The following is a 24,752-nucleotide window of genomic DNA, read 5'->3' as shown; positions in this document are numbered from 1 at the left end:
ACTTGCGCTTCGGCTTCGGTGTTCGCTTCCGCGCCCCTCGTCCGCTGCCGCGTCCGCTCAGAACCCGGAGACGTCGGTGGTGACGATCCGGACCCGGCCGGCCTCCGCCGCCTCCAGCGCCGCCCGCAGCCGGGCCGAACGGGCCGGCCCGAGCAGGCCCATGGCCTCCTCGGTCGACACCCAGCGGTAGTCGTCCAGCTCACCGGCCGGGACGGTCACGGGGGTGCCGTCCGGGACGGTGCCGAAGTCGAACAGGAAGTGCTGGGCAGGGTGGTCGAGTTCGGCCGAGGCATGGGTCCAGGAGATGGCCAGCAGCTCGCCTGCCTCCCGGACGAGGCCGGTCTCCTCCTCCAACTCCCGTACGGCGCACTCGACCGGGCCCTCCCCGAGGTCGATCGTGCCGCCCGGGAACTGCCAGTGCTCGCGGTACCCGGCCTTCACGATCAGGATCCGGCCGGACTCGTCCCGCAGCAGGCAACCCGCCGCCGCGTAGATCCGGGGCAGGGACGCCAGCCACTCCTCGCGGGACTTCAAGGGCTCGGTCGTCACAGTGCTCCTCCTGGGGCAGGGTGGGCTCGGTCGCCCCCACTCTGCCACCCGACCGATGACTACCGTCCGCCTCAACGGTCCTATCCGCCATGGACACCATGACGACCGCACCGCGCCGTAGCGCCCTCCTGACCTGCGACCTGGGCGCACTCACCGCCCCCGACCTGGCCGTCGTCGACGCGCTCGCCCGGCTACGGCTGGCCGCCGCCCGGCACGGGGTGGCCGTGGTGCTGCGGAACGTCGGCGGCCCGCTGCGCGAACTGCTGGCGTTCAGCGGGCTCTCGGCGCTGCTGCCGGGCCCGGCCGACCTCACCGACCTACCGCCGGAACTGCCGGAGCTGCCGGAGCTGCCGGACCTGCCGGAGCTAACCGGCGGCGGGCTCGGCCGGCACGGCGGACTCGGCGTCGAGCCTGGGCGGGAGGCCGAAGAGCGGGAACAGCACGTCGGTGTCCAGGAAGTTGGTGAAGCCGGTGATCCTGCCCCCTGACACCTCCGGCACGATCAGCGCCCACGGCTCGTGCCCGCCCTCCGGGCTCGGCCGGTACTGGCCGAAGGCCGGCCCGCCGTTGGCCGTCACCGGGAGCAGCCGGGAACCGCGGCAGCCGTGCCCGGGGCCCAGCATCCACTCCCGGAGCTCGTCCCGACCGCGCAGCCACATCGCGAACGGCGGCATGTTGAGCGTGACGTCCTCGTGCAGCAGCGCGGCGAGGCCGTCCATGTCGTACGCCTCGAAGGCGCGGACGTAGCGGTCCAGCAGCGCGCGGTGCCCCTCGTCCAGCTCCGGGGCCGGCCGGGCCGCCGAGTCGTCGGCGGCGAGCGCCGCCCGGGCACGCTGGAGCGCGCTGTTGACCGAGGCCACCGTGACGCCCAGCAGTTCGGCCACCTCCGCGGCCTTCCAGCCGAGCACCTCGCGCAGGATCAGCACCGCCCGCTGCCGGGGCGCGAGGCGCTGGAGCGCGGCGACGAAGGCCAGCTTCACCGACTCGCGCTGGGCGGCCACGTCCGCCGGATCCCCCGTCTCGGACAGCACCCGGCCGTCCGGCGCCGGGCCGATCCACGTCACCTCGGGCAGTCGGGTGTCGTACGCGGTGGCCACCGTGACCGGACCGGCCAGGTCCATCGGCCGGGCCCGGCTGTTGCGGCCGTTCAACGCGTCCAGGCAGACGTTGGTGGCTATTCGGTACAGCCAGGAGCGCAGCGCGGACCGCCCCTCGAAGCCCCGGTGCCCGCGCCAGGCGCGGACCATCGTCTCCTGCACGGCGTCCTCGGCCTCGAAGACCGAGCCGAGCATGCGGTAGCAGTAGCCGGTCAGCTCGGTGCGGTACCGCTCCAGCTGGAGCTCGACCGGCTCCTCCGTGATCACGTCGCTCATGGTGCGCTCCGCCCCCGTCGTCTGCCGTGCCGTGTGCCCTGGTGAACGGGAGGAACGTAGCGCACAGCACTGACAAGCGCCCCTCCGGCACCACGCGGCCCAGCGGGGGCGAGGGTGGCGGCGGCGGTCCTCCTCGCGGCCCGACCCGGCAGAGCCCCTGACCGCACGTCAGGGGCGGGCGGCCACGATCCGGCCGCCCGCCCCGCGGTGTGCCGCGACTCAGTGGGCGGAGTGCTTCTCCGCGCCGCGGTGCCGGTGCCCCTTGAGTTCGGCGTGCATCGCCGGGGCCGCGTGCATCGCCGTGCCCGGCGCGTCCCTTCCGCCGTGCCGGAAGGCCCCGCCGGCGCCGAAACCGGCGGCGGCGTGGGTCATCGTGCCGGCGCTCGGCTCCGGTGCCAGCCGGGTGGGCGGGCTCGCCATGCCCCGGCGCTCCAGCAGTTCCTGCGTTCCCTGGCGGAACTTGGCGGTGCTGCCGGGCATTCGCTTGGTCATCGTCGACCTCCCTTCGTCGGCCACCGGCCGGACGGACGCCGGCCGGAGGGGCCGCACGGGCGTTATGTCCGGATTTTATCCAGGTTGCGGGGCCGCGCCACCGCGGAGAAGCCGTGCGGGGAGGGGAGAGCGCGCCTCAGCCACCTCAGCCGCCTCAGCCCATGAGCTCGTGGACGAAGCACCAGCGCCAGTCCTCCCCCGGCTCGTACGAGCGGATCACCGGGTGGGAGGTGTTGTGGAAGTGCGCGGTGGCGTGCCGCTGCGGCGAGAAGTCGCAACAGCCGACATGCCCGCAGTCCAGGCAGATCCGCAGGTGCACCCAGTCCCGACGGCCCTGCGCCAGGCAGTCGGCGCAGCCGTCCACGGGCGGCCGGGGCTCGATGTTCCGGGGGGCCAGAGCGAGGTCTTCGCAGGCGCTCATGACTGAAGGCTATGCCGCCCCGGTGCGGGGCGCCCACTCTGGGCGAGGGGGCGCGGCGCGGGCCCGGGGCGCCGGCTGGTCGCGACGGACGGTGGCGACGGCCGGTGGCGACGGCACCGGCCGAAATCCGCGCCGCCCGGCGGCAGTTCGCCCACCGGGGCGCACCCGGGGCCGGGTCCTCCCGGCTCGGTCCGGCGACGGTCCCGGCAGGGCGTCCCGGGGGCGATCCCGCCGATCCCCCTGCCCCCGATGATCCACCCCTCCCGCACCGCCGACGCCACTGGCCCGGCAGGCGCGGCGCCCGTCCCGGGGACAGTGCCGAATCCCCGCTCCGCGCCCCCGGACGGCATGGGAGCATGCCATCCGTGGCGATCGTGACGGGGAGAACGAACGGCGACACCGGCGGCGACCCCGGCGGTGCGACCGCGCGGCAGCGCGGCGCGGGAACGCGGGACGGCGACGACAGCGGCGCCGACGTCAGAAGCGGCGGCCGCGACACCGGGGCCCCGGCCGACGGCAGCGCCGCACGGGCCACCACCCGGATACCCGGGCAGAGCGGCAGCGGCCGGTTCCGGACCCGCCCGCTGCCCGCCACCAGTCGGGTCCGGCAGCCCGTCGCCCTGATCCGGCTGCTCGGCGGCCTGTTCGCCATCGCCCTCACCCTGCTGCTCGCCGACTACGCCCGCGCCACCACCAGCGGCATCGCCGCCGACGTCGCCGAGGCGGCCGCACTGGTGCCGCGCCCGCTGTCGGGCCTGGCCGGCGGGCTCACCACCGCCGCCGTCCTGCTGCTCCCGGTCGGCCTCGCCGTCCGCCGCCTACTGGGCCCCGACCGGCGGCGCGCCCTCCAACAGGTCTCCGACGGGCTGCTCGCCGCCGTCCTCGCCTACGGCGCCACCCTCGGCCTCGACCTGTGGGCCGACGGCCTCGCCCCGGTCTCGCTGCTCACCGCGCTCACCCAGCCACCGCCCGGCGGCGGGCTGGGGCACACCGAACCCGTCTACGGCTACCTCGCGCCCGTCCTCGCCTTCATGACCGCCTCCGGCAGCCGGGAACGCCGCCTGTCCTGGACCGTCCTCGCCCTCTCCGGCCTCGCTGGGCTGACCAGCGGGTACGCCACCCCCACCGCGCTCCTGCTCGGGCTGCTGATCGGCTGGACCGGCGCCCACGGCACCCTGTACGCCGTCGGCACCCCCGACCCCTGCCCCCTACCCGGCGAGGTCCTGCGTGCCCTACGCGACAGCGGCCTGCGCCCGGTCGAGGCCAAGCCGGCCGGGCCCGACCGCTACCGGGTCCGGCAGGCCGACAGCCTCCCCGAGCTCGACGTCCAGATCCTCGACCGGCAGGCCGTCACCGCGGCCGCCGTCCAGCGCGCCTGGCGCCGACTGCGCCTGCGCACCGCCCCCGACCCGCGCGTCCTGCGCTCCCCGCGCACCGGGCTGGAGCACGAGGCACTCGTCACCTACGCAGCCCTCGCGGCCGGCGTCCGCACCCGTCGCATCGCGGCCACCGCCGGCCTCGGCCAGGACACCGCCCTCATCGCGTACGAGCGGCTGGCCGGACGCACCCTGGACGAACTCACCGACGAGGAGATCACCGACGAGCTGCTCACCGACGCCTGGCGGCAGCTCGCCCTGCTCCAGCGCCGCGAGATCGCCCACCGCGCCCTCGTCCCCTCCTCCCTGCTGATCGACGACTCCGGCGCGGTACACCTGGTCGACTTCGCCGACGGCGACATCGCCGCCACCGAACTCGTCCTCTGCTGCGACCTCGCCCAACTCCTCACCACCCTCGCCCTGCGCGCCGGCGCCGCCCGCTCCGTCCGCACGGCCACCGCCGTCCTCGGCCCCGACCCCGTCGGCGCCGCCCTCCCGCTCCTCCAGCCCATCGCCCTCACCCACACCACCCGCCGCGCCCTCAAGCAGCACGCGAAGCACGCTGCCGCCGGGACGGCCGGGGGCGCGGGCGCCGGCGCGGGCGCGGGTGCCGGCGCGGGTGCGGTGAAGGACGCCCACGCGGTCGGCGGCGCGGCCGCAGGGGCTGCCGGGTGCACGGGAACCGGCGCGGGCGCGGGCGCGGGCGCGGTGAAGGATGCAGGCACGACCGACGACACGGCCGGGGGCGTCGGCACAGCCACCGTCACGGCCGGGCGCCAGGACGCAGCCGCGGGCACCGACGCAGCAGACCGCGACGCCCCCACAGCCGGTGACGTGGCCGGGGACACCGGCACAATCACCGTCGCGGTCCCGCGCGAACGCGAGGCACGCGACGCGGGCACAGCCACCGTCACGGCCGGGCGCGACGACGCCGGCGCGACGGATCGCGACGCCCGCGCGGCCGGCGGCGCGGCCGGAGGCGCCGTCGCCGCCCCACGCGAACGCGACGACGCCGACGCAGCGGACCGCGACGCCCGCGCGGCCAGGGGCGCCGTCGCCACCCCGGCAGGCGATGGGTCCAGCACCCGCGCCGCCGCCCGCCCGGAGGCCAGCCCGGAGTCCCCCGCCGCCGTGCCCGGTGGCCTGCTCGACGAGATCCGCGCGGAGGTCCTGCGCACCCGCCCGCAGGTGGTGGGCCGGCCGGTGCGGCTGGAGCGGTTGCGGCCGCGGACGCTGTTGGTCGTGGTGGGCGGGGTGATGGCCGGGTGGCTGTTGCTCCCGCAGTTGTTCGCCGCGGAGGACAACCCGGTCTCCGCCCTGGCGGACGCCGATCCCTGGTGGCTGCTGCTGGCGGTGCTGGCCGCTGCGACCAGCCACGTCGCGGCGGCCATGGGCTTCGTCGGTTTCGTTCCGGAGCGGCTGGACTTCCGCAACGCGGTGCTGGCGCAGGTGGCCGGGTCGTTCGTGAAGCTGGTGTCGCCGGGCGGTGTCGGCGGGATCGCGCTGAACACCCGGTTGTTGCAGCGGGCCGGGATCCCGACCGCCCAGGCGCTGTCCAGCGTCGGCGTGGGGAACCTGATCGGGCTGGCGCTGCACCTGTTGCAGCTCGGCGCCTTCGTCTACCTGGTGGACTTCGCGCCGGGCAGCTCCGAACTGGACGCGCTGCCCGCGGTGGTCGGCGGGCTGGCGGGCGCGGTCGCGCTGCTCGCGGTGGTGTCGGCGATCCCGGTGGCGCGGCGGTGGCTGGCGACGCGGCTGCGGCCGCTGACGGCGGAGGTGCTGCCGCGGCTGCTGGACCTGCTGCGCAGCCCGTCCCGGCTGGCGGTGGGGGTGACCGGCCAGCTGCTGGTGTCGCTCTGCCTGATCGCCTGCCTGTACTGCAGTGTCCGGGCGATCGGCCGGGAGCCGTCGTTCGCCGCGGTCGCGGTGGTGTTCCTGGTGGGCAACGCGGTGGGCAGCGCGGCGCCGACCCCGGGAGGGGCCGGCGCGGTGGACGGGATGCTGCTCGGGCTGCTCCAGCAGACCGCGTCGATGGAGCGGGGCGGCGAGCTGGCCGCGGTGGCGCTGTACCGTCTGCTGACGCTGATCCTGCCGGTGCTGCCGGGGTGGGCGGCCTTCGTCTGGCTGCAACGCCGCCGGGCCCTGTAGCCGCCGGGGGCACTCGCCCGCTACTCCCGGTACTCCTCCTCGTCGTGCCGCACCGGCCGGCTCTGTTCCACGACGTCGGCGACGTTGGTCGCCGGGTCCGCGCCCACGGCCCGGCGCTCGGCCACCTCGTCGTAGGTGTCGCCCTCGGGTGCCTTCTCGTCGGGCTCGACGGTCTCGGCGGTCTCCTCGATCAGGTATTCCTCGTGCTGTTCCTGCGGCATGGCATCCGTCCTCACTGTTCGGAGGCCTTCACGGGCCCGGCTGGCGGTACTGGCAGTATCCGCCGCCCGGCGCCCGGACGCGACGTGCCGACACTGCTCCGGCGTGTTGCCGGGGCTTGTGGGATTCCCCGGCCGACCGGGCGGATTGACCCACGAAACCACCTCTCGAATGACCCAGAGAGGGGGTTCATTCCGCGCCTAGGGTCGTAGCCATGACGACGAACGAGAACACCGTGACCGCCCGGGCCGCCGAGATCACCGAGGCCCCCGCCCGCCTCGATTACGCCCGCACCGCCCCCAAGGTGTTCCGCGCGATGATCGCCCTGGACGCCGCCGCCCGCGAGGGCCTGGACCCCGCCCTGGTCGAGCTCGTCCAGATGCGCACCTCCCAGCTGAACGGCTGCGCGTACTGCCTGGACATGCACGCCAAGGACGCCCGCAAGGCCGGCGAGACCGACGAGCGGATCTACCTGCTGCCGGTCTGGTCGGAGGCCCCGGCCGGGGTGTACACCGAGCGCGAGCGGGCCGCCCTGGCGCTGGCCGAGGAGATCACCCGGATCGGCGGCGGCGTCTCGGACGCGGTGTACACCCGGGCCGCCGCGCACTTCGGGGAGGCCGAGCTGGCGCAGCTGATCTCGGTCTGCTTCACCATCAACGCCTGGAACCGCATCAACGTGGCCACCCGCAAGACCCCCGGCACCGCCTGACCGCACTGCCTGACCGCGCCGCCCGGCCGCAGCTCCGTCCGGGCGGCGGCCGGAGCGGCGAGCGGGGTGGCGAGCGGGGTGGCGGCCGGAACGCCGTCCGGACCACCGGGGGTACGATCGGTGCCGTACAAAGGGCTAACCCACACCCACCCGGTGGCCCCGAGGCCCATACGAACGACGGGGAAATCATGTCCGGCTCGCACTACTTCACCGGTGCACCCGAGGTCGCCAGCGACCGCCGGCCGATCACGGTCTCCCTCCCGGACCTCACCCTGGAACTGACCACCGACACCGGGGTGTTCTCCCGCAGCCGGCTCGACCCGTGCACCCGGATCCTGCTGGAGCACGCCCCGCAGCCGCGGGTGCGCGGCCCGATCCTGGACATCGGCTGCGGCTACGGTCCGATCGCCCTGACCTGGGCGAGCCGCCGCAAGCGCCTCCCGGTCTGGGCGGTGGACGTCAACGAGCGCGCCCTGGAGCTGGTCCGGCTGAACGCCGAGGCGCTGGGGCTCGGCAACGTCCAGGCCTCCCTGCCCGACGACGTCCCGGAGGACGTCCGCTTCGCCACCATCTACTCCAACCCGCCGATCCGGATCGGCAAGGCCGCGCTGCGCCGCCTGCTCACGCACTGGCTCGACCGGCTGACCCCGGACGGCTCGGCGTTCCTGGTGGTGCAGAAGCACCTGGGTTCGGATTCGCTCCAGAAGTGGCTGAACGAGCAGGGCTACCCGACCACCCGGGTCACATCGGTCAACGGGGTGCGGATCCTGGAAGCGCGGCCCCGCCCCGAGGTGGGCGAGGGCTCCGAGAGTGGACGAGGTACGACGACGTGAAGCAGCTGCGCGGGACCGAACTGAAGCGTCTGCACCGCTCGTGGCGGCGCAGCAACGAGTTCCGGCTCGCGATGATCCTGGAGAACCTCCAGTCGCCGTTCAACGTCGGCTCGGTGGTCCGCACCGGCGCGGCGATGGGCGCCGAGAAGCTGTACCTGGTCGGGGACACCCCGTCGGTGCGCTCGTCCGGCGCGCAGAAGGCGGCGATGGGCACCGACAAGTACCTGAAGGTGGAGCACTTCCCGACCGTCGCCGAGGCCGTGGCGGCGGCCAAGGCGGACGGCTACAAGGTCGTCGGCCTGGAGCTGGCGGACGAGGCGGTGCCGATGTTCGCCGCCGAGCTGACCCCGGCGGTGGCCTTCGTGCTCGGGCACGAGGACCGCGGGATCACGCCCGAGGCGCTGGCGCTGTGCGACCAGGTGGTGTTCGTGCCGCAGCTGGGCCGGGTCGGCTCGCTGAACGTCTCGGCGGCCGCGACGGTGGCCTGCTACGAGGCGCGCCGGCAGGGCTACGCGATCAGCGGCACCCCGGACGGCGACCTCGCGGGCGACCTCGGCGACGACGAGTAGCGAGCAGCCGAGGAGCGGCGAGCAGCTAACGAGCAGCGAGCAGCCGAACAGGCGGGTCGCGCGGCCGGGTGGCCGGGTGGCCGCCCGAAGCGCGCGTGGAGCCCGGTCCGTCCGCCGACGGGCCGGGCTCCCGGCTTCGGCCGGGCCTTCAGCCCTTGACGTTCCGTCGGACGGAACCGACCAGGAACACCACCGCGAGCATCGCCGCGGACAGCGCCCCGACCAGCAGCGGCCCGGGCCCCGCCGGACTGCCGTTCACGCGTATGGCGCCCATGAAGTCGACGGCGGAGACGTTGTTGACGAGCATCCACCAGAGCGGCAGGTAGACCGCCTGGAAGAGCCGGTGGCTCCGGCTCACCACGCCGAGCGCCATGGCCAGCGAGGGGACGAACAGCGCGCCGCCGAGCCAGCAGGCCGCTCCCGCGGCGTCGCCCGCCACCAGCATGCGGATCAGCGGGGCCGCGCCCGTCACCGCGGTGAGCACCAGCCCGGACGCCCATTCGGCGAGCAGCCGGCGCCGGGCCGACGGGTAGGCGCCGAGCAGCACCTCCAGACCGTTCTCGACCTGCTGGCTGCCGAGCCGGGACCAGAGCAGGACCGGCCACAGCCACGCCAGCGGCAGGAGCAGGCCGGTGACGGCGTTCAACGGCAGCGCGAACCCGGCCACCGTCAGCCCGGCCGCGACCAGCCACCACCAGCGGGAGACGCCCTGCACCAGGATGCGGAGCTCGCCCGCGAGCAGCCGGCCGAACGCCCCCGCCCGCCGCGGTTCGGTCCGCGGCAGGGCGCCCGGCGCGGCCGCCCAGCGCGCCCCCGCGGGCTCCGGCCCGTCGAGCGCGGACGACCCGCCCGCCGCCTCGGCCGCCTCGGCGCCCGTCGGCACCGCGGCCGTACCGGCCGACCCGCGCGCGGGGTCGAACCTGCCGAACCACAGGGCCGGCAGCAGCGCCACCGCGACCGCCGCCAGGAGCAGCGCCAGCCGGGCGAGGACGAATCCGGCGGACGGGTCGAAGCCGTCCCAGTGGAAGGTGCCCAGCGGGGTGTCGACCTTGGTCAGGCCCAGGCTGAACCCGCCCGGGTCGGCCGTCCCGTGCTGGGCCTCCAGCGCCGCGCCCATCGACTGCGCGACCTGGTGCACCCCGAGGCCGTCCAGCGGTGCGGAGGCCGACTGCCCGCCGATCGCGAGCACCATGGCCAGCACGAACCAGACGACGTTCCCGAAGCCGCCCCGCAGCAGCGGCACCGTCTCGAACAGCAGCGCCGCCGCCGCGGTGAGCGCCATCAGGGGCAGCGAGAGCAGCAGGAACGGCTCGAGCAGGCGGATCGGGGCGACCGTGCGGTCCTCGCCGCGGGCGAGCTGCATCAGCAGCGCGGTGACGGCCAGCACGCCGACCATGGAGGCGAGCACCAGGAGGTTGCTCAGGAACTTGGCCAGCAGGTAGCGGTAGGTGCGCAGCGGTGTCGCGGCGAGGATCTGGCCGACCCCGGTCGTCCCGTCCCGGGCGATGCCGCTGCGCACCACGTAGAAGCCGCCGAAGGTGAGCCAGAGCGCACCGGCCAGGGCGGTGACGACGCCGACGTAGGCGCTGTTGTAGACGCCCCGGTTGCCACCCACGTCCATGATCGTCCAGTGGCCGCCGGCGTCCGGTACGGCCAGGTAGCCGAGCCCGACCGCGGCGAGCAGCGTCACGGCGTACACCGGCCGGCGCACCCGGTCGCGGAAGTCGCCGACCGCCAGTGCGGCGAGCAACGACCCGGGCGCCGCCCTCCTGGGCGCGTTCACCGCCGCGCTCATCGCCGCACCGCCCGCCGACCGGCCGGCCACCCGGCGCCGCCCCGCTCCCCCGCCCCGTGGATGACGCCCAGGTAGGCGTCCTCCAGGTCGGGCGGCACCAGGACCGCGTCGGGCCGCGGCTGCTCGGCGGCGAGCAGCCGCAGCCGTACGCCGTTCCCCGTCCGCACCATCCGGCTGACCACGTGGCGGGCCTGTACCTCCAGGAGGTCCGCGGGGGCGACCACGGCCTCCCAGACCTGACCGTCGATCTCGCGGAGCAGTTCGTCGGGCGCGCCGCGGCGCAGCAGCCGGCCCCGCGCGACCACGGCGATGTCGGAGGCGACGGACTCGACGTCGGAGACGATGTGGGTGGACAGCATCACCACCCGGTCCGCCGCGAGCTCGCTGAGCAGGTTGCGGAAGCGCACCCGCTCCTCCGGATCCAGGCCGGCGGTGGGCTCGTCGACCACGATCACCCTCGGGTCGGCCAGCAGGGCCTGCGCGATGCCGACCCGGCGGAGCATGCCGCCGGAGTACGCGCCGAGCGGACGCTTGACCGCCTCGGTCAGGTTGACCAGTTGGAGCAGCTCGTCGACCCGGGCCCGGGCGGAGCGGGAGCCGATCCCCTTGGCGGCCGCCAGGTAGGACAGGAACTCCCGCGACGTCAGGTTCGGGTAGACGCCGAAGTCCTGTGGGAGGTAGCCGAGTTCCCGGCGCAGCCGGTCCGGTTCGGCCACCGCGTCGGCGCCCAGGTAGCGGACCCGGCCGGCCGTGGGCCGGGTGACCGTCGCCACGATGCGCATGAGCGAGGACTTCCCGGCGCCGTTCGGCCCCAGCAGGCCCAGCATCCCGGGGCCGAGGTGCATGGTGATGCCGTCGACGGCCCGCTTGCCGCCCTTGTAGTCCTTGGTGATGTCGATCAGTTCGAGCATGGTCTCCGTCTTCCCGGCCTTCCCCGCGGAAGGGCTCGTCGGCTTCAGCCCTTGAGGTCCGTCTCGCGCCCGTCCCGCAGGACCGCGACGCCCTTGGGGACCTCGACCCGGTACTTGGTGTCGCAGTTCGCGAGCCCGGAACAGCCCGCCCGGAGTTCGAGGACGCCGTCCAGCAGCGTCCAGGACTCCTTGGCGGTGCCGACCTTGCCGCTCGTGTCGAACCAGCGGGTGACCTTGACGTCCTGGCGGTCGGCCGCGACGAGGTCGGCCGGCGCGCCGTGCGCCTTGACGTCCAGGCTGGTGCCGGCGAACGCGAAGGTCTTGTCCTCGGGCGTGGCGTCCGTGGCGTCGGCGCACCCGGCGAGCGGGACGAGGGCGGCCACCGCGAGGGCGAGCAGGACTGGTGCGGACGGGCGTCGATCCACCGGGGCCTCCTTGCGGCCGGGTTCGGCTTCGGGGCGCGCTCCCTGGGCAGGTGAGCACGCTCGCAAGCCTGGCCGATCCGCGACCTCCTGCCATCTGCCGTTCGGCAGATATCCGGTGGGGGCGAAGGCGGTCCGCTGTGCTGAAAGGCGGAGTTTGGCCCGCCGAGAACAGCGGACGACCCGGGGGAACAGCGGACAGCCCAGGGCAACAGCGGACGGCCCGGGGGAACAGCGAACGGCCCGGGTCGGATGCCGTCCGACCCGGGCCTCGCCCGACCGCCCGCCCGCCCCCGCCCGCCCGGAAAGCCCCCTCTCCCCGAGCCCCCCGGCGGTCGACTCCCGGATCCCGACGAGCCGAAGAGGATCACCCGGGAAACCGGTCCGGTGGATCCTGGCTCAGTGGTCGAGGTAGGCGAGGACGGCCAGGACCCGGCGGTTGTCGGTCTCCGAGGGCGGCAGGCCGAGCTTGGTGAAGATGTTGCCGATGTGCTTGGCCACCGCCTTCTCGGAGATGTAGAGCTCCTCCGCCGTCCCGGCGTTCGAGCGGCCCTGCGCCAGGCACTCCAGCACCTCCCGCTCGCGCGCGGAGAGCGCGGTCAGGCGCTCGTCGCGCACCTTGCGGGTGAGCAGTTGCTGGATGACCTCCGGGTCCATCGCCGTGCCGCCCGCGGCCACCCGCTCGACGGCGTCGATGAACTGGTCGCCGTTGGTGACCCGGCTCTTGAGCAGGTACCCGACGCCCGAGGAGCCGGTGGCCAATAGCTCGTGGGCGTAGAGCGGTTCGACGTACTGCGACAGCAGTAGCACCGGCAGGTCGGGGATCCGGGTGCGGGCCTCCACCGCCGCGCGCAGCCCCTCGTCGCTGAGGCCCGGCGGCAGCCGGACGTCCACCACCGCGACGTCCGGACGCTTCTCGGTGAGCGCGCGCAACAGCATGGGGCCGTTGTCGACCGCCTCGACCACCTCGTGACCGTAGGCGGTGAGCAGTTGCACCAACCCGTTCCTCAGGAGGAAGTGGTCTTCGGCCAGGACAATTCGCACGGCAGCTCCATGGTGATCAGGGTGGGTCCTTCCGGCGGGCTGCTGACGGCCAGGATGCCGTCGAAGGCCGCCAGTCGGCGTTCGATCCCACGCAGTCCGGTCCCCCCGGCCGGGTCGGCACCGCCGCGCCCGTCATCGGTGATGTCGATGCGGAGCATGCCGCCCTCGTGCCGGACGTCGATCCAGGCGCGCTCGGCACCGGAGTGCTTGGCGGCGTTGGTGAGGATCTCCGAGACGGCGAAGTAGGCGGCGGACTCGACGGGAGGCTCCGGCCGGCCGTCCAGGTCGATGCTGACCTCCGTGGACAGCGGGCAGAGCAGGGCGAGGGAGCGGATCGCGTCGCCCAGGCCGCGGTCGGCCAGCACCGGCGGGTGGATGCCCCGGACCAGGTCCCGCAGTTCGTCCAGCGCCTTGGTCGAGGACTCGCGGGCCTCGGCGAGCAGGGCCGCCACCGCGTCCGGGTTGGTCTTGAGCAGTCGTTCGGCCGCGTTGAGGGTCATGCCCATCGCGACCAGGCGGGCCTGGGCGCCGTCGTGCAGATCGCGCTCGATGCGGCGGATCTCGGCCATCTGGGTGTCCATCGCGTCGGAGCGCGTGGTGGTCAGGTGCTCGATGCGCTCGGCCATCGCCTCGTCCGCCCCCGGCGCCAGCACGCGGAACAGGTACCGGGCGTGGCGCGACGCGGTGCGCGGCGCGTCCCACAGCGCGAACAGCGCGACCACGACGGCCAGCAGTCCGGCGAGCACCGCGGTGACGGGGCCGTCGACCGGGATGAACAGGTACCAGATGCTGCCCAGGTCGTGCGACAGCCGGGCGCCGAACACCGCGGTCGCCAGGCCCCACAGGCTGCTGAGCAGCAGTGCCGCCGGAACGAACGCGATCACGCCGCCGAGCAGCGGGTCGATGACGACGAACCGCCAGTCCCGCCACACCTGGTTGTCCCGCGCGACGAGGAGGGCGTGGAGCGCCTGGCCCTGCCGGGTGTCCGGGAGCGGCGGATAGCGCGCGGGCACCGAGACCCCGGACCACTGCGCCGCCAACTCCCGCTGCCGGTCGACCAGTCGGCGGACGGCGCGCTGGGTGCCCGGCAGCAGCGACACGCCCAGGCCGACGGGCAGGAAGACGTACAGGCCGGTCAGCCACAGGCCGAGCACCAGCGCCCGCACGGAGAGGCCGAACAGCACGAGGGAGCGTCGCAGGCCGGTGACCGAACCGCCCGGCGACGGGGGTGCCGGCGTGTGTGCGGCCATCGATGCGCCCTGCTGCCTGGTGTTCATCCGGTGCCCCCTGGGGTTCCGCATCCCTGATTGATGCGCCGCCCTCCATTATTGGAACGGCTACCGCCCGCCACAGGGGAGGAATATCCACTTTATGGCCAAGGGACGGCCAGCGAACGGGTTTCGGCCACACAGGCCACACCGGACTCACCCTCCACCTCGACCTCCATGCGGAGCCCGAACAGGCAGCCGGACGGAAGCCGTCTCGCGGTCAGCAGGGTGGCGTCCGCCCTGATCCGCCGTCCGACCCGCACCGGCCGGTGGAAGCGCACGGAGTCCAGACCCACGTTGAGGACGTGCCGGGTCCCGCCGATGGACAGGACGCTGTCCGTCATGGCGGTCAGCAGGCCGAGCGTCAGGTAGCCGTGGGCGACCGTCCCCCCGAAGGGGCCCTCGGCGGCGCGCTCGGGGTCGGTGTGGATCCACTGCTCGTCGCCGACGACGGAGGCGTACCGGTCGACCAGGTCCTGGCTGATCGGGATCCAGTCGCTCCGGCCCAGGTGCCGGCCGGCGGCGGCGGCGAACGCTTCGACATTCGGGAAGGCTGTCACGGCGCACATCCTCATGGGCCGTCCCGGGCGGGGCAACCGTCCGCGGCGGGCGGTCAGCGCGGGATCAGCGCGGGGTCAGCGCGGTGTCAGCAGGCCGGTGGAACGTGTTCCCATGACGGCGATATCGGCGGTTGCCAGCCACCGCCCCACCACGGTGCCGCTCGCCCGGCTGCAGCGGGACGTCGGCATGTCCGACGGCCAACTGCGCCAGTACGAGCGGTACTACGGCCTTGCGGAGGTCTGCCGCGAGCCCGGCGAGGGCGAGACGCGACTGCTGCGACGGGCCGTGGCGGCACTCACGGAGCTGCGCGGGCGGGAGTCCGACGTCCGCTACGTGCTGCAGGCGCGGACGATGCCGTCCCCGATGCCCTACCCGCACACCTCGACGGCCCCGCTGCTGGAGGAGCTGGGCCTGCGGCACGCCACCGGTTTCGTGGTCTCGCAGCACGCCTGCGCATCCGGTCTGCTCGCCCTCGACATGGCCGGGACACTACTGGCGGCGGACGGCGACCCGGACGCCCTCGCCCTGGTCCTGGCCGGCGAGAAGGTCGGGTCCAGGCAGTCGCAGTCCATCCCGGGCGTCACGGTGATGGGCGAGGCCACCGCCGCGGTGCTGCTGAGTGCGAGCGGAACCGGTGACCGGCTGCTCGGCTACGCGGCCCGCACCCACAGCCGCTTCCACGACCAGTTCCTGATGGAGGACCCGGAGGCCGCGAAGGAGTTCCAGGCGCTGTACGCACCGGCGCTGTGCGAGGTGGTGCGCGCCGCCCTCGACCAGGCCGGGTGCACGCTGGACGAGGTGGCCCTGGTGCTGCCGCACAACGTCAACCGGCTCTCGTGGGTGGCGGTGTGCCGGATGCTCGGCATCCCGATGACCAGGGTGTACCTCGACCTGGTCGCCCGAACCGGGCACTGCTTCTGCGCGGACCCCTTCGTCAACCTGCAACAGGCCGGCCGGGACGGCCGGTTGGCCGCCGGGGACCGCTACGTGATGACCAGCGTGGGCCTGGGAGCGACCTTCGCGGCCATGGTCCTCGAGCACTGAGAGCGCTCCGGCGCCGCCCCCTCCGGCCCCGCCCCCCTCCGGCACCGATCCCCCCGGCACCGATCCCTCCGGCACCGACAGTCCTCCTGACAGCCGTCCACCCACGCAAGAAAGGCAAGGTCGAGCCTTGGACGAGACCGACAGCGGCTTCCGCTCCCGACTCGGGCGGGCGGTCACCGGCTCCGCGGACACCCCACTGCTGTTCCTCGGCAACTTCGAGGTCGAGAACAACTGGGCCGAGGGCGAGCCCGCACTGCCCCGGGTCGCCTCCCACGCCGGGAGCGCGGTGGTGAACCGGATGGACGAGTTCGCCCTGCTGCTGGGCGGCGAACAGGACCACGTCGTGCTGAAGGCGGCACCCGATCCGGACTACCTCGACCAGTTGCGCGGGCTCGGCATCGGCACGCCCACCGTGCACGTCCCGGCCCGGCAGGACCCGCTGCGCGCGGTCACCGAGGACGTACTGGCCGACGACGCCCTGCTGGACGCGCTGCGGCAGCGGCTGGCACCGCTCGGCGTCCAGGTCGTCGCACACGGCGTGTCCGAGGCCGAGGAGCGGCTCGCCGCGCGCACCTCACTGCGGCTCGCCGCGCCGCCCGCCGCCCTGTGCAAGCGCGTGAACAGCAAGGTGTACAGCCGGAAGCTGGCCGACGAGCTGGGGCTGCGCCAGGCCCCCGGCCGCACCTGCGAGACGACGGCGGAACTGGCGGAGGCGGTGGAGTGGGCCGGCGGACGGCTGGCCGAGGGCCGCCGGATCGCGGTCAAGGACGCCTACGGGGTGTCCGGCAAGGGCATCGTGGTGCTCGACGACCCGCGGCGGCTGGAGCGGCTGCGGCGGATGGCCGCGGGGCAGGCCGCGCGGGCCGGCGGCGACCGGCTCGCCCTGGTGCTGGAGGAGTGGGTCGCCAAGACCGCCGACCTCAACTACCAGTTCACCGTGAGCCGCGACGGCTCGGTGCGGTTCGACTTCGTCAAGGAGGCGCTGACCGAGCGCGGCGTGCACAAGGGCCACCGGATGCCGGCCGGGCTCACCGCCGCGCAGGACGGCGAGGTGCGGGAGGCGGCGGCGCGGCTGGGCGGGAAGCTGGCCGCCGACGGCTGGTTCGGTGTCGTCGGCATCGACGCCATGGTCGACCCGGACGGCGGCCTCTACCCCGTGGTCGAGATCAACGCGCGCCACAACATGTCGACCTACCAGGCCGTGCTGACCGAGGGACTGATGGCACCGGACGGCATCGCCGTCGCCCGCCAGTACCCGCTGCGCATCGCCAGGCCGGTGTCGTTCGCCGAGCTGCGGGACGCGCTCGGCGGGCTGCTGCTGACGGAGCGCGGCGGCACCGGGCTGTTCGTCAACAACTTCGCCACGGTCAACGCCGCCGCCGCGGCGGGCGGCGAGGGGCCGTTCGAGGGGCGCCTGTACGGCGTGGTGGTCGCCGGCGACGACGACGCGGCCGCGGCCCTCGACGAGGAAGTGTCCCGCCGGCTGGCGGGGCTGCTGCACACCGTGGAAGGGAGTCCGGCATGAGCCGGGAGTTCACTGTGCAGGGCGTGGGGATCACCGCCCTGGCCGAGGAGTTCGGCACCCCGCTGTACCTCTACGACGGCGACGGGATCGCGGACCGGTTCCGGGAGCTCAAGTCGCTGCTCCATCCGGCGCTGGAGATCTTCTACTCGCTCAAGGCCAACCCGAACATCTCCGTCTGCGGGCTGCTGCACTCCGCCGGCGCCCGCGCGGAGGTCTCCTCGCTGACCGAGCTGGTCACCGCGCTCCGGGCCGGCGTCCCGCCGCACGACATCCTCTTCCTCGGCCCGGGCAAGAGCCGGGCGGAGCTCGCCGCCTGCCTGGACGAGGGCGTCGCCGCCATCGTCTGCGAGTCGCTGGACGAGCTGGAGCTGATCGACGGACTGGCCCGGGAGCGCGGTGTCCTGGCCCCCGTGGTGCTGCGGGTCAATCCGGAGTTCACCGTCAAGGGCTCGGGCCTGACCATGGGCGGCAAGCCCCGGCAGTTCGGCATCGACGAGGGGCAGCTGCTCTCCGCGCAGGAGGTGCTGGACCGCTGCGGTGCGGTCCGGGTGCACGGCGTGCAGGTCTACCTCGGCACCCGCATCCTGGACCCCGCCGTCGTCGCGGACAACGCCCGCCGCATCTTCGAACTGGCCGAGCTGCTGTCCGCCAAGCTGGGCTTCCCGCTGGAGCTGGTGGACATCGGCGGGGGCCTGGGGGTGGCCTACTTCGACAACGAGCAGGACCCCGACCCGGCGGTGCTGGCCGAACTGCTCAACCCGCTGGTCTCGGACTTCGCCGACCGGCATCCCGGCACCCGGCTGATCATGGAGCTGGGCCGCTACCTCGTCGCGGTGCACGGAACCTACGTGGTGCGGGTCCGCTACACCAAGAGCTCCATGGGCGAGCGCTTCGCGGTCGCCGACGGCGGCACCAACCACCACATGGCGGCGGTCGGCATCGGCTCGTTCGTCAAGCGCAACTTCCCCATCACGGCGCTCCAGAAGCTCGACGAACCGGACGGCGGCCCGTGGAACATCACCGGCCCGCTGTGCACGCCCAACGACCTGCTGGGCAAGAAGGTGTCGCTGCCCGAACTGCGCCCCGGCGACCTGCTGGGCGTGGAACGGTCCGGCGCGTACGGCCCGACCGCCTCCCCCGTGCACTTCCTCAGCCACGGCTATCCGGCCGAGGTGCTGATGCTCGGAGGGCGGCCGCACCTGGTCCGGGAACGCGACGACACCGAGTCGATGCTCGCGCGCCAGCACCTCCACCTGCCCGCGGACACCGCGGGATCGACCCCGGAGAGGGACCAATGACCAACGACATCGCAGCCGTGTCCGCCCCGGAGAAGCGGGCGGCCTGCCTCGCCGCCGTGCGCGAGGCCCTGGCACAGGTGCTCAACCAGGACACCGCGGAGATCGGTGAGGAGGCCCGGATCTTCGACGACCTCGGCCTGGACTCCAGCAGCGCCCTGGAGATGCTCATCGTCATCGAGGACGAACTCGGCCTGCAGTTCGACGTGGAGAGCCTGGACATGGGCGACTTCGCGACGGTGGGCACCCTGGTGGACTTCGTCGTGAACGAGGCGGGCTCGTAGCCGTGTTCCGCGCCACCGCGCCGCTTTCCCCAACCGTGCCCGCCACCGCCGACGCGGTCGCGGGCACGGTCCCACGCCTGCTGCGGGCGGGCTGGTACCGGCCCACCGACCACGGGGGACTCCGCGGCGCGCCACGTCCCGCGGTCCAGGAGGTGCACCGGCGGACGGCCGAGCTGTACGGGACGCGGGTGCTGCGCGAGGGGTTCACGGACTCCCCGCTGCGGCCGACGCCCCAGCTGGCCGCGGGAGCCCTCGACGCGCTCGGTCCGCTCGCACCGGCCGAGGCGCCGCAGGTGGCCGTACTCGCCTACACGACACCGGACTTCGAGCACACCACGCTCACCGCGTCGCTGCTGCAGCACCGGCTGCCCGGGGAGCCGCTCTGCTTCGCGGTCTCCGACCAGGGGGTGCTGGCCCCGTTCACGGCGCTGCGGATCGCCGTCGAGTACGCCCGCCGCTCGCACTGGAGCCGGCTGCTGCTGGTCGTCGTCGACCAGAGCTCGCAGCCGTACCCCGGGCCCGCGTCCGGCCAGTACGCCGCCGAGCACGACTCGGCGGTGGCACTGCTGCTCGCCTGGGACGGCGGGGCCGCGCCCGTCGCCGGAACGGGACAGGGCCGCGCCGACCAGGCGCTGCCCGGGCTGCGCTCGGACCTCTCGGGGGCCGCCCTGCTCGCGGCGGGCACCGGGCTGGCCGCCGGCCCCGGACTTGCGCCGTCCCCCGGCACCCGGCGCCGCGACGCGGAGCCGGGGCTGCCGTGCACCGGGGTCTGGGCGGCACTGCGGGAGGCGCCGGGCGGGCGGGCGGTGGTCGCCGACTACGACCACGAACTGGACCGCCTGGCCCACTGCACCCTGGAGCTGCCGGCCGGAGAGGGCGGAGTCCGATGACGGCGCCGGTCGACGTCAACCGCTGCTGGCGGGAGTGCCGCGCCCGTGCCCGCCGCGAAGGCATCGTCGAGGCCGTGCGCGGACTGAACACGGCGCTGTCCCCGGACGCCCCGCCCCGGGGCCCCGGCGGCCACGCCCTCGTCCCGGCCGACGCCGTGCCGCTGCCGGGGGGCCGGGAAGGTCCGGGCCTCGTCGCCGTGGCCGCCGAACCCGTGGCCGCCGAACCCACGGCCGCCGGAGCCGGGGCCTCGGTGGAGTGGCAGACCGGACTGGTGTGGGTGCGGCTCGGCGCGTCGGAGGGCCTCCGGGACGCGGTCGTCGCCAGGCTCGCGAAGCGCACCACCGACGGCACCCCCCTCCTGATGAAGCAGCTGGTCCAGGGCGCCCTGGCCGACGTGCTGATGGAGCAGCTGGAGGCGGAGTGCGTGCTCTCCGAGTCCGACGTCCCGCCGGACGCCGCCGCGATGGGGCGCCTGCACGACCTGATCACCCTGGCCGACCGGGCGCTGCTGCGTCTTCTCGGCGCGCACGGCTTCACCGTCCCCGGCCCCGGATGGGACGCCCACCTCTCGGAACTCCTCGCCGACGTGCACCGAGAACCCCGCTCCACCACGCCCCCGGAGGAATCATGACCCGGCTCCCCGCGCACCTGGAGGAGCTGCGCCACCTCGCGCGCGGCTGGGCCGGGGACCTGCGTGCGGCGGCCCTGGGGCTGGACCGCGACCCGGAGGCCGCCCACGACCTGCTCCACCTGCCGGCCGTGCGCCACCTGGCCGCCCGGGTCAGGTCGGCGGACTCCGGCGACACCCTGGAACGGGCGGTGCTGGTCGAGGAGCTCGCCCGCGGCGACGCCGCCCTGATGCTGGCGTCACCCGGTCCGTCGATGACCGGTGTGCTGGTGGACGTGCTGGGCAGTCCGGAGCAGCAGGACTGGTTCCGCGACCGGCTCACCCAGGGGCCGACCTGGACCTGCTTCGCCCTCACCGAGCCCGAACGCGGCTCGGCCATCGGCGAGATGAGCACCTCGCTCACCCCCCTGGGCGACGGGTCCTTCCGGCTCGACGGCGCCAAGCGCTACGTCGGCAACGCCACCCGGGCGTCGGTCGCGGCGGTCTTCGCCCGGGTCGCCGGCGCCGACCGGCTCGGGGTGAGCGCCGTCCTGGTGGACACCGCCGACCCCGGTTGGACGGCCGAACCGCTGCCGACCCTCGGCCTGCGCGGCGTCCGGCTGGGGGCGATCGCGCTGGACGGCGTGCGCGTCCCGGCGGACCGGGTGCTGGGACGTCATCTGCCGCCGACCCGCCGCGGCATGTGGGGCGTACTCGCGGTCTTCAACCGGCTCCGGCCCAGTGTGGCCGCCATCGCCCTCGGGATCGCGGGTGCCGCACACGACTACGTGGCCGAGCACCGACGGGAGTTGCGGGGCACGGAGCTGACGCTGTTCGAGGAGCTGGGCCAGCGGATCCACGCGACCCGGCTGCTCACCCACCGCGCCGCCGTCGCCGTGGACCGGCGCCCGGCGGACGGCCACCTCGCCTCGGCCGCGAAGGCCCGGGCCTGCGAACTCGCGGAGGACGCCACCCTGTCGGCGCTCTCCTTCTTCGGCCCGGCGGCCCGCCTGGAGCATCCGCTGCTGGACAAGTACGCCCGCGACGCCCGGGGCGTGGAGTTCATGGAGGGCACCGGCACCATGCAGCGGCTCAACCTGTTCCAGGGCCTGCACACCGGCCGGGTGGGACGAGCCGAAGCGTGCTGACGCCGCCCGTCCCCGAGGACGTGGAGGTGTGGACGGTGCCCCTGGGCACGGCACCGGGCCCTGTCCCGTCCGCTCTCGGCGCGCTCCTCGACGACGAGGAGCGCGCCCGCGCCCGTCGGCTGCCGGACCCGCTCCGCAGGTCCCGCTTCGTCACCGCGCACGCGGCGCTGCGCACCGTCGTGGGCGCGCGGGTCGGCCGCCCGCCGGAAGCCCTGCGGTTCACCAGGGGGCCGAACGGGAAGCCCGAACTCGCCCACGGCAACGGGCTGTTCGTCAGCCTGTCGCACTCGCACGGGATCGCGTTGGTGGCGCTGGCGCAGCGGCCCGTCGGAGTGGACGTGGAACGGCTGGCCGACGCGTCCTTCGCCACCCGGATCGCCGAACGCTGCTTCCCGCCGGGCGAGTTCAGGTCGGTGGCGGCCGCTCCGGCGGGCCGCGGGCCGGACGGCCGGGCGGCGGTCTTCGCCCGCCTGTGGACGCGCAAGGAGGCCTGCGTCAAGGCGGAGGGCGGTCGGCTCGGCCAGGGCCTCGGTCTGGGGGTGCGCGGCCCCGGCCCGCTGACGGTCCACGGCCGCGGCGGGGCCCTGGCCGGCCCCTGGCGCGTCGCGGACCTGACCCCCGCGCCGGGTTACGCCGGCGCCGTGGCCCTGTCAGGACCAGGGCCGTTCCGGGTCGCGTCCCGATGCTGGCGGCCGCCGGCCGGCGACGGTGGGGGAGAAAAGTCCACCACCATCAGGGAACTTTCCCCCGCGATCACATGACGGTCCGTCGATAGCGTGGTGACACGAAGGCGGAAGCCGGGACACCGAACGGCCGGCACGTGGAGCACCTGGTCCCGTTCTGCTTCTCCACCGCCTGGGTGCGGATCACTTCTGGACGCAGATCTCTTCGCGGGAGTCCGCGAGAATGAGGAGAGGGACGTGGGAAAGCGAAATGTGCTGACGAGGTCGGCGCGGTGGAGTGCGACCCACCCGTGGTGGGCGCTGGTGATCTGGGTCGTCTTCGTGGTGGTCGCGCTGGCCGTCGGCGGCAGCACCGGAACGAAGGTCGCCACCAACACGGACCTCTCGATCGGGCAGTCCGCGCAGGCCACCGCGATCGCCAAGAGCGGTGGTCTGGCGCAGCCTCCGACCGAGGCGCTGCTGGTGACCGCCCTCCACGGTGAGCTCGACCGGCAGGCCGCCGACCGTGCCGCCACGGACGCGGCGAGCCGGCTCAAGGGCCTGCCCGACGTGGCCTCGACGGGTGAGCAGGTGCCGGCCTCGAACGGGCAGGCGCTGCTGGTGCCGGTGGTCATGACCGGCGACCAGGACACCGCTCCGGACCGGGTGCAGCCGCTGGTCGACGCGGTGCGGGCCGCGCAGCGCGACAATCCCGCGGTGCGGGTCGAACTGGTCGGCCCCGACACCGTCCGGGCCGCCCTCAACACGATGCTGGGCGAGCAGGTGCAGCAGGCGACCGTGCTGAGCCTGCCGATCACCCTGCTGGTGATGATGTTCGTCTGCGGCGCCATCGTCGCGGCCGGCGTCCCCGTGGTGCTCGGCCTGTCCGCGGTGCTGGCCGGCCTCGGCCTGTGGGGCGCCGCCTCCCAACTCGTCCCGGACCCCGGTGCGGTGAGCGAACTCATCGTGCTGATGGGCATGGCCGTGGGCGTGGACTACTCGCTCTTCTACCTCAAGCGCTTCCGTGAGGAGCGCGCGCGGGGCCTGGGCAAGGTCGACTCCGTGGAGCTGGCCGCCGCCACCTCCGGCCACTCCGTGGTGGTCTCCGGCACCGTCGTGATGCTCTCCATGGCGGCGCTCTACCTGGGCGGGAACCTGGCCTTCACGGCGATGGCGACCGGCAGCATCCTGGTGGTGGCCATCGCGATGTCCGCCTCGCTCACCGTGCTGCCGGCCCTGCTGGTGCTGTTCGGCAGGGCGCTGGAGCGGCCGCGGGTGCCGCTGATCTGGCGGCTGCAGGGCCGCGGGGACCGCGGCAGGGTGTGGTCGGCGCTGCTCCGGCCGGCGCTGCGGCACCCGCTGATCAGTCTGCTGCTGTCCGCCGTGGCGCTGCTGGCGCTGGCGGCTCCCGCCCTCAACCTGAAGCTGAAGGCGACGGGCGTGGACGACCTGCCCCGGAGCATGCCCGCCATGCAGGCCGAGGCGCGGCTGACGCAGTTCTTCCCGATCCAGTCCGACACCCAGCTGGTGGTGGCCCAGGTGCCGGAGGCCGGCGTCGGGCAGCTCCGCACCGCGCTCGAGACCCTGGTGCAACGCACCGGCCAGGACCCGCTGTTCACCTCCACCCCCGCCCCCGAGATCATCACCTCGCACGGCGGCCAGTACGCCTCCGTCGGCATCGGCACCCGCCTCAGCAGCGGTTCCGCGGAGGCCAGGGAGTCCCTCAGCCGGCTGCGGAACGACCTCGTGCCCGCCACGGTGGGGCAGGTGCCCGGCGTGAAGTGGGCGGTCGGCGGCAGCGACGTGGCCTACGACGTGGACTACCGGGCCCAGGTGGTGGACAAGATGCCGTGGGTCCTGGGCTTCGCCCTGGCCCTGACCTTCGTGGTCACGGCGCTGGCGTTCCGGTCGATCGTGCTGGCCGTGGTGACGGTCGTGCTCAACGTGCTCTCCGCGGCGGCCTCGTTCGGCGTGCTGGAGCTGGTCTTCCAGCACACCTGGGCCGACGGGCTGCTGCACTTCCAGTCCACGGGCAAGGTGGTGGCCTGGCTGCCGCTCACCCTGTTCGTCATCCTGCTAGGGCTGTCGATGGACTACCACGTGTTCGTCGTCGGCCGGATCCGTGAGGCGGCCGCCTCCGGGCTGTCCGTCCGGGCGGCCGTCGAGCAGGGCATCACCCGCTCCGCGGGCGTGGTCACCGGCGCCGCCCTGGTGATGATCTCGGTGTTCGCCCTGTTCGCCTCGCTGACCTTCATCGAGATGAAGCAGCTGGGCGTGGGCATGGCCTGCGCCGTGCTGCTGGACGCGACGCTGATCCGGATCGTGGTGCTGCCCTCGGTGATCGCCCTGCTGGGCCGGTGGGTCTGGTGGCCGGCCCGGCTGGGGCGGCGGCCCGGGGCCCCGGCCGGCCCGGTCGCGGGAGACGGCGAGCCGGTCGGCGCCTCCGCCCTGGCGACCGCGGGGGAATCGGTGTGAAACCTCGCGTGGGGGGGGGGGGGGGGGGGGGGGGGGGGGGGGGCGGCGGGGGGGGGGGGGGGGGGGGGGGGGGGTGGGGGGGGGTGGGGGGGGGGGGGGGGGGTGCGTGGGGGGGGGGGGGGGGGCAGCCC

Annotated in this window: 24 protein-coding genes and 1 pseudogene; 14 read left to right on the top strand and 11 right to left on the bottom strand. The window is 74.4% G+C overall.

All coding sequences use genetic code 11. The features are described from left to right. Positions 1-57 precede the first annotated feature (57 nt). Positions 58-549 carry an NUDIX domain-containing protein gene (locus tag ACZ5OX_RS08670; RefSeq protein WP_465629294.1) on the bottom strand — a complete coding sequence of 164 codons (492 nt, stop codon included), beginning with the start codon at positions 547-549 and terminating at the stop codon, positions 58-60. A gap of 89 nt (positions 550-638) precedes the next feature. Here ACZ5OX_RS08670 and ACZ5OX_RS08665 point away from each other — a divergent pair. Further along, positions 639-818: pseudogene (locus ACZ5OX_RS08665) on the top strand (STAS domain-containing protein); the annotation flags it as partial. Between the two features lie 96 nt (positions 819-914). On the opposite strand, the gene ACZ5OX_RS08660 reads toward ACZ5OX_RS08665, so the two are convergent. The 3 genes from ACZ5OX_RS08660 to ACZ5OX_RS08650 all read right to left on the bottom strand — a co-directional run bounded on the left by ACZ5OX_RS08660 (position 915) and on the right by ACZ5OX_RS08650 (position 2,835). Further along, the gene (locus tag ACZ5OX_RS08660) at positions 915-1,922 is read right to left on the bottom strand and encodes a sigma-70 family RNA polymerase sigma factor (protein WP_465629293.1); all 1,008 of its coding nucleotides are present in this window, start codon (positions 1,920-1,922) and stop codon (positions 915-917) included. 219 nt (positions 1,923-2,141) lie between these two features. Beyond that, on the bottom strand, positions 2,142-2,414 hold the full coding sequence (locus ACZ5OX_RS08655) for a hypothetical protein (RefSeq protein ID WP_465629292.1): 273 nt from the start codon (positions 2,412-2,414) through the stop codon (positions 2,142-2,144). A gap of 154 nt (positions 2,415-2,568) precedes the next feature. Further along, positions 2,569-2,835: a UBP-type zinc finger domain-containing protein gene (locus ACZ5OX_RS08650; RefSeq protein ID WP_465629291.1), complete on the bottom strand. Its 267-nt coding sequence runs from the start codon at positions 2,833-2,835 to the stop codon at positions 2,569-2,571. Between the two features lie 365 nt (positions 2,836-3,200). Between ACZ5OX_RS08650 and ACZ5OX_RS08645 the strand changes: the two genes are divergently transcribed. Further along, a complete protein-coding gene (locus tag ACZ5OX_RS08645; RefSeq protein WP_465629290.1) occupies positions 3,201-6,359 on the top strand; it encodes a lysylphosphatidylglycerol synthase domain-containing protein in 3,159 nt (1,052 codons plus the stop codon). A 20-nt stretch (positions 6,360-6,379) separates the two neighbouring features. Here ACZ5OX_RS08645 and ACZ5OX_RS08640 read toward each other — a convergent pair whose 3' ends face one another. Beyond that, positions 6,380-6,580 carry a hypothetical protein gene (locus ACZ5OX_RS08640; RefSeq protein ID WP_465629289.1) on the bottom strand — a complete coding sequence of 67 codons (201 nt, stop codon included), beginning with the start codon at positions 6,578-6,580 and terminating at the stop codon, positions 6,380-6,382. 212 nt (positions 6,581-6,792) lie between these two features. On the opposite strand from ACZ5OX_RS08640, the gene ACZ5OX_RS08635 reads away from it, so the two are divergent. The 3 genes from ACZ5OX_RS08635 to ACZ5OX_RS08625 all read left to right on the top strand — a co-directional run bounded on the left by ACZ5OX_RS08635 (position 6,793) and on the right by ACZ5OX_RS08625 (position 8,689). Beyond that, positions 6,793-7,287 (top strand): carboxymuconolactone decarboxylase family protein, encoded by a 495-nt coding sequence (locus ACZ5OX_RS08635; RefSeq protein WP_465629288.1) that lies wholly within the window; start codon positions 6,793-6,795, stop codon positions 7,285-7,287. 188 nt (positions 7,288-7,475) lie between these two features. Further along, complete coding sequence (locus tag ACZ5OX_RS08630) at positions 7,476-8,120, top strand: class I SAM-dependent methyltransferase (protein WP_392868040.1); 645 nt, start codon at positions 7,476-7,478, stop codon at positions 8,118-8,120. Then, entirely contained in the window at positions 8,117-8,689 is a 573-nt protein-coding gene (locus tag ACZ5OX_RS08625) for a TrmH family RNA methyltransferase (protein WP_392868042.1), read from the top strand. Before ACZ5OX_RS08630 ends, ACZ5OX_RS08625 begins: the two co-directional genes overlap by 4 nt. Before the next feature lie 148 nt (positions 8,690-8,837). Here ACZ5OX_RS08625 and ACZ5OX_RS08620 read toward each other — a convergent pair whose 3' ends face one another. From ACZ5OX_RS08620 to ACZ5OX_RS08595, 6 genes are all read right to left on the bottom strand, one after another. After that, positions 8,838-10,484 carry a hypothetical protein gene (locus tag ACZ5OX_RS08620; protein WP_465629287.1) on the bottom strand — a complete coding sequence of 549 codons (1,647 nt, stop codon included), beginning with the start codon at positions 10,482-10,484 and terminating at the stop codon, positions 8,838-8,840. Continuing rightward, positions 10,481-11,395, bottom strand: a complete 915-nt coding sequence (locus tag ACZ5OX_RS08615; protein ID WP_465629286.1) for an ABC transporter ATP-binding protein — start codon at positions 11,393-11,395, stop codon at positions 10,481-10,483. Before ACZ5OX_RS08615 ends, ACZ5OX_RS08620 begins: the two co-directional genes overlap by 4 nt. Positions 11,396-11,439: 44 nt before the next feature. Then, on the bottom strand, positions 11,440-11,820 hold the full coding sequence (locus ACZ5OX_RS08610) for a hypothetical protein (protein WP_465629285.1): 381 nt from the start codon (positions 11,818-11,820) through the stop codon (positions 11,440-11,442). A 396-nt stretch (positions 11,821-12,216) separates the two neighbouring features. Continuing rightward, entirely contained in the window at positions 12,217-12,861 is a 645-nt protein-coding gene (locus tag ACZ5OX_RS08605) for a LuxR C-terminal-related transcriptional regulator (RefSeq protein WP_392868065.1), read from the bottom strand. Beyond that, positions 12,825-14,138 carry a sensor histidine kinase gene (locus ACZ5OX_RS08600; protein WP_465629284.1) on the bottom strand — a complete coding sequence of 438 codons (1,314 nt, stop codon included), beginning with the start codon at positions 14,136-14,138 and terminating at the stop codon, positions 12,825-12,827. Before ACZ5OX_RS08600 ends, ACZ5OX_RS08605 begins: the two co-directional genes overlap by 37 nt. 92 nt (positions 14,139-14,230) lie before the next feature. Further along, the gene (locus ACZ5OX_RS08595) at positions 14,231-14,689 is read right to left on the bottom strand and encodes a MaoC family dehydratase (RefSeq protein ID WP_465629283.1); all 459 of its coding nucleotides are present in this window, start codon (positions 14,687-14,689) and stop codon (positions 14,231-14,233) included. 112 nt (positions 14,690-14,801) lie between these two features. Between ACZ5OX_RS08595 and ACZ5OX_RS08590 the strand changes: the two genes are divergently transcribed. The 9 genes from ACZ5OX_RS08590 (at position 14,802) to ACZ5OX_RS08550 (ending at position 24,621) form a co-directional block, all read left to right on the top strand. Next, positions 14,802-15,734: a 3-oxoacyl-[acyl-carrier-protein] synthase III C-terminal domain-containing protein gene (locus ACZ5OX_RS08590; RefSeq protein WP_465629282.1), complete on the top strand. Its 933-nt coding sequence runs from the start codon at positions 14,802-14,804 to the stop codon at positions 15,732-15,734. Positions 15,735-15,861: 127 nt separating this feature from the next. Continuing rightward, positions 15,862-17,259, top strand: coding sequence for a preATP grasp domain-containing protein (locus ACZ5OX_RS08585; protein ID WP_465629281.1), 1,398 nt, complete (start codon positions 15,862-15,864; stop codon positions 17,257-17,259). After that, positions 17,256-18,557, top strand: a complete 1,302-nt coding sequence (locus ACZ5OX_RS08580) for a type III PLP-dependent enzyme (protein ID WP_465629280.1) — start codon at positions 17,256-17,258, stop codon at positions 18,555-18,557. Before ACZ5OX_RS08585 ends, ACZ5OX_RS08580 begins: the two co-directional genes overlap by 4 nt. Beyond that, positions 18,554-18,838 (top strand): acyl carrier protein, encoded by a 285-nt coding sequence (locus ACZ5OX_RS08575; RefSeq protein WP_392868078.1) that lies wholly within the window; start codon positions 18,554-18,556, stop codon positions 18,836-18,838. The genes ACZ5OX_RS08580 and ACZ5OX_RS08575 overlap by 4 nt, the downstream gene beginning before the upstream one ends. 35 nt (positions 18,839-18,873) lie before the next feature. Beyond that, a complete protein-coding gene (locus tag ACZ5OX_RS08570; protein WP_465629279.1) occupies positions 18,874-19,728 on the top strand; it encodes a hypothetical protein in 855 nt (284 codons plus the stop codon). Next, positions 19,725-20,360 (top strand): hypothetical protein, encoded by a 636-nt coding sequence (locus tag ACZ5OX_RS08565; RefSeq protein WP_465629278.1) that lies wholly within the window; start codon positions 19,725-19,727, stop codon positions 20,358-20,360. The genes ACZ5OX_RS08570 and ACZ5OX_RS08565 overlap by 4 nt, the downstream gene beginning before the upstream one ends. After that, positions 20,357-21,484: an acyl-CoA dehydrogenase family protein gene (locus ACZ5OX_RS08560; RefSeq protein WP_465629277.1), complete on the top strand. Its 1,128-nt coding sequence runs from the start codon at positions 20,357-20,359 to the stop codon at positions 21,482-21,484. Before ACZ5OX_RS08565 ends, ACZ5OX_RS08560 begins: the two co-directional genes overlap by 4 nt. Continuing rightward, positions 21,478-22,245, top strand: a complete 768-nt coding sequence (locus ACZ5OX_RS08555; protein ID WP_465629276.1) for a 4'-phosphopantetheinyl transferase family protein — start codon at positions 21,478-21,480, stop codon at positions 22,243-22,245. The genes ACZ5OX_RS08560 and ACZ5OX_RS08555 overlap by 7 nt, the downstream gene beginning before the upstream one ends. Positions 22,246-22,404: 159 nt before the next feature. Next, positions 22,405-24,621: an MMPL family transporter gene (locus tag ACZ5OX_RS08550; RefSeq protein WP_465629275.1), complete on the top strand. Its 2,217-nt coding sequence runs from the start codon at positions 22,405-22,407 to the stop codon at positions 24,619-24,621. Positions 24,622-24,752 lie beyond the last annotated feature (131 nt).

The sequence above is a fragment of the Kitasatospora sp. NPDC032121 genome (genome assembly GCF_055580145.1).
This window is presented reverse-complemented; position numbering and strand designations above follow the sequence as displayed.